The following is a 2,781-nucleotide window of genomic DNA, read 5'->3' as shown; positions in this document are numbered from 1 at the left end:
GTCCTCGACCGGCTCGACGGCCAGCATCTCCTTGTCATTCATGTCCGTCCGTCCCCGCTGGCAAAGGCCCAGGTCAAGACCCCGGCCAGCCTGTCACATCACAGACTTACACGATCTTTCAGACACGCTCCGTCTTGGAGACAAACTTGGCTGGGGACACCATGACAGCCGCCCGCAGGCGGCCATCTATCTAGTCTTTGAGGTCACGAGTCCCCCGCTGGCGGCCGATACTGGCTCTGTCTCACATTCCGCTCACATTCCGGATACTGTTGGTGACTCTGCTGATCAGAGAGTGGGTGGCAGGGTCTGGCAGAGCTGGTGGAATCTGCTGGCTGGCCTGGGAGTACATAGTGGTGTGGTATCGGGCGGGAATGATTCGCTCAGGCGGATGATGTTCGTGCCGATGGCGGTGAGGCCATGTTGGACGTGGGTCTTCGCCATGCCGCAGTAGCGGCAGTACGGAGGCCGTGGGCCCGGGCTGTCTCGGAGACGATGGCTTCGCAGCCGACTCGCATCGCATAGCGGGGTTGCCACTCAGGGGTTCGTTGTTCAGTGCGGGCCCGGTTCTGGATCTCCTGCTGAGGCCGGGGCAGGAGAAAGATGTGTCGGCCTTTGCCGTCGACGTTGCCGGTGCATTCACAGCAGCTTTGCATGGGAAGAGCACGGACAGTCGGGGGTGTCTGTCGCCGAGGGTGGGTTTCCAGAGCAGGCTGGTAACACCGTCTGGGGCAGGTGAACGTGCGGGCTTCCCAGTCGGCCTGGAAGTCCTCTTGGAAACCCCTGGTCGTTCCTCGACTTTCGGGTCCTGACGGACCGGGCTGATCAAGGTGACGCCTCATCACTGGAGGTGTGGTGGATGGAGTCCGGGGGTGACGTAGCCGACGTCGACCACGTGCTCGGCTCGATGGAATGCCTTGTCAGCCAGGCCGTGATGGATATAGTCGAGCGCGTCGATGTCCTGCTCGGGGGCCAGCCTGGTCGCCACCTGCAGGATGACGTTGGGCCCGGTGCCGTCGCATATCTCGGTCTGGTGGTCGCGGTATCCGATCCAATCCCGCTGCCCGGACGCGCTGATCTTCTGACTGTAGCGGGCCTCGGCGTCGTGCGGTGTGACGATCTCGGTTCCGGACCACGGAACCCATGCCGTGGCGGAGTCCGGCCGGCCGCCGGCCGAGGGTTTTCCTCTGTTGCGCTGTTCGGTCTTCCACCGACTCTGCCGGTCCTTGGCGCACTTCGGGCCACGCCACCTCAGCCGCCTCGTGCCGTCGTACCAGTACTGCTGGACCTATATCTGCCGCAGGATCTGCAGTTGCGGCAAGTCCCGGGGCTGTGGCGGAGCGTCGTCACGGTGGATGCCCCGCAGACTGCGCATGCAGTCCTCGCCGACCCGCAGCACGTACCTGATCAGGGCGTCCCCGCCCCGGGGCAGCCGGTCGTAGCGGACTGGGCGCCCGTAACGTTCCGTCCAGTCTGCGGTGACCTCCCCGGCCAGCCACTGCTCGCCGTGCCGGGCGAGTTCCTCCAGAGCCAATCGCAGAGTCTCGCCGACCAGCTCTCCCCAGTTCAGCCGCCGGATCGCACCCAGCACGTGGGTCGGTACGCACCCGGGCCCGGCAACTGACCAGTCCCGCTGCCACGAGATGATCGATCATCACCGCCAGCAGCCGGTCCGCCCGGTCGCCCTCAGCCGTCCGGACCCGGAACTCGCTGAGCACCGAGTAGGCGAAGCCGGGGTCGTCCAGCTTGAGCCCGAGGCAGTGCTTCCAGTCCATGCAGCAGCGAACGGCCTCGGCGGCCTGTCTGTCCGAGAGGTTCTCGGCATGCTGCAGCACCGACGCCAGCGCCAGCCGAGCCGAGCCGGTGACAGCCATCGCCGCCCATCCCTCGGATACCAGTCGGCGAAGTCGGCGTCCGTAAATAGTTCGTCCAGACATTCCCGCACCCACATCGCGGCCGTTCCTGCGGATTACGCACTCGGTCTCAACGGCGCGGGCGAAGGCCGAGAACGACGAGCCCCACACGGCTGACGCGCGGGCGGCGGACCCGCTGCACCGCGGCTTCACGGCCTCGGCCCCGGACCGGAAGTGGATCACCGACTTCACCTACGTCCGCACGTATCAGCCGTTCGCCTATGTCGCGTTCATCGTCACTTGCTTTCCCCAGAAGATCGTGAGGCGGCATGTCTCGGCCAAGCGGGACGTGGAAGTGGTCAACATCGCACTGCGGATGGCGTTGTGACCCCGCACCCACGAGGGCAACCCCGTCGAACGCGACCAGCTCATTCGCCACTCCGGTGCCGGGTCGCAATACACCAGCGTGCGCTTCGCCGAGCACTTGCGCATCGAGGGTAGCCGCCCAGCGATCGGCAACGTCGGGAACGCCTAGGCAACGCGCTGATGGAGACGCGCTCAACGCCCTCTACAAGGCCGAGTGCATCCACACCAAGGCGTTCCACGACGGTCCCTAGAGAACCTTCTCCGATATCGAGTACGCCACCACTTCGTGACTCGAGTGGACAACCACCGCCTGCACTCAACTCTGGGTGATCAGCTCCACCGAGTTCGAGACAGCCCCCTAGGCTGACACAGGACCAGGAGCCCGCTGATCACCGGCTACTGAATTTGTGGGCGTGATGCCGCTAGGCCGTTTCCTTCGGATCGTCTGATCGTTGGTTCCGTGTGCCGTTGGCGGGCGCGCGGTGGGCGCGGATGGAGCCGCTGCTGACGTTCCGGGGCCCCAAGCGGGGTGGCCGTTGGTGTGATCACCGTGAGGTGATCGACG

General features: G+C 65.2%; 3 protein-coding genes and 1 pseudogene. All 4 read right to left on the bottom strand.

Annotation, left to right across the window (positions count from 1 at the left end):
• Positions 1-380 precede the first annotated feature (380 nt).
• Positions 381-653, bottom strand: a complete 273-nt coding sequence (locus tag LUZ64_RS38210) for a transposase (protein ID WP_170116765.1) — start codon at positions 651-653, stop codon at positions 381-383.
• 185 nt (positions 654-838) lie between these two features.
• On the bottom strand, positions 839-985 hold the full coding sequence (locus tag LUZ64_RS36520) for a hypothetical protein (RefSeq protein WP_170116766.1): 147 nt from the start codon (positions 983-985) through the stop codon (positions 839-841).
• 300 nt (positions 986-1,285) lie between these two features.
• Entirely contained in the window at positions 1,286-1,588 is a 303-nt protein-coding gene (locus LUZ64_RS36515; RefSeq protein ID WP_232390647.1) for a hypothetical protein, read from the bottom strand.
• 115 nt (positions 1,589-1,703) lie between these two features.
• Positions 1,704-1,871 (bottom strand): annotated as a pseudogene (locus tag LUZ64_RS38045) (transposase family protein); the annotation flags it as partial.
• Positions 1,872-2,781: the final 910 nt, after the last annotated feature.

This window comes from Streptomyces albireticuli (assembly GCF_021228125.1).
Classification (GTDB): Bacteria; Actinomycetota; Actinomycetes; order Streptomycetales; family Streptomycetaceae; genus Streptomyces; species Streptomyces albireticuli.
This window is presented reverse-complemented; position numbering and strand designations above follow the sequence as displayed.